The following is a 1,478-nucleotide window of genomic DNA, read 5'->3' on the forward strand; positions in this document are numbered from 1 at the left end:
TTTATATTCTTATCCACGACAAAAAAGTTTCAAGCATGAAGGATATGCTTCCCTTGTTGGAAAAAGTCGCCCAAAGCGGCAAGCCCCTGCTCATCATCGCCGAAGACTGTGACGGCGAAGCCCTTTCAACTTTGGTCGTGAACAGTCTGCGCGGCACATTACGCACCTGCGCGGTAAAAGCCCCCGGTTTCGGCGACCGCAGAAAAGCCATGCTGGAAGACATCGCCATTCTTACAGGCGGCGAAGTAATTTCCGAAGAATTAGGCCTCAAACTTGAGAACACAGATATTTCACAATTAGGCAAAGCAAAAACCGTAAAAGTCGATAAGGACAATACCACTATTATTAACGGCTCAGGCAAACAAAAAGACATTCAGGACAGAATCGCGCAGATTAAAGCGCAAATTGAAGATACCACAAGCGACTACGACCGCGAAAAATTGCAAGAACGCCTTGCGAAACTTGCGGGCGGCGTAGCAGTCATTAATGTAGGCGCGGCAACAGAAGTCGAGCTTAAAGAGAAAAAACACCGCGTTGAAGACGCCCTGTCCGCTACTCGCGCCGCTATTGACGAAGGCATTGTCCCCGGCGGCGCTATCGCGTTGATTCAGGCGAGCCTCGCACTTGACAAGTCAGACACTACCAATCTTACCGATGATGAAAGAGTCGGCTTTAAAATTGTAAAACGCGCCCTAGAAGAGCCAATCCGCCAAATCGCCGAAAACGCCGGTCTTGACGGCGCAGTCATCTCTGAAAAGGCAAAGAACGAAAAGAAGGGCATCGGTTTTGACGCCGCCAAGATGGAATGGGTTGATATGCTGAAAGCCGGTATCATTGACCCGGCAAAAGTAACCCGTTCGGCGTTACAGAATGCGGCGTCGATTGCGAGTCTCTTGCTCACCACCGAATGCGCCATTACGGACATCCCCGAAAAGAAAGATGCTCCCGCAATGCCCGGCGGCGGTATGGGTGGCATGGGAGGAATGGACTACTAGTTCATACCCGAAGATTGCCTGAAGATCTCACAAAGATCACGGAGAAAACAAAGAAGAGGGAAGAAAGGGTTTTTGTCCGAAGACTTAGCGTGAAGCTTCACGATAAGATAACGGACATAAACCCCTTATTCCTCTTTGTGTTCTTTGTACCTTTGTGATCTTAGTGTGAAGTCTTCGCGAAAAATTACCATTCCTTAGGTTGAAAGCCTTCCGGTGGTTCAAGTAAACGGACATCTTCGCCTGTTAATTCAAGAATAAAAAAACCATTTTGTTCCGCATATTCCCGCGCTTCGGGCGTTACCACTGCGCCAACTATCGCCCCCAACAACTTTTTATCTTTAACTTCAGCGGGCGGGTATTGCCGTATCAACTGCATTCGTTTTATATGTTCATCAACTTGATCGGTTCTTTCCAGCCATCGCTTGACTTCCACCGCCATACATATAGAAGTATTGGAAAGCAAAATATCTATATCAGTGCGTA

The 1,478-nt window shown here is 47.9% G+C and carries 2 protein-coding genes; one reads left to right on the plus strand and one right to left on the minus strand.

What is annotated here, in order from left to right:
- On the plus strand, positions 1-995 hold a 995-nt coding region (gene groEL / locus ACYVRA_RS06480; RefSeq protein ID WP_461251933.1), incomplete at its 5' end, for a chaperonin GroEL.
- A gap of 184 nt (positions 996-1,179) precedes the next feature.
- Here the strand turns inward: groEL and ACYVRA_RS06485 are convergent.
- A partial coding sequence (locus ACYVRA_RS06485) for a hypothetical protein (RefSeq protein WP_461251842.1) occupies positions 1,180-1,478 on the minus strand: 299 nt, incomplete at its 5' end.

The sequence above is a fragment of the Treponema sp. R8-4-B8 genome, assembly GCF_054786175.1.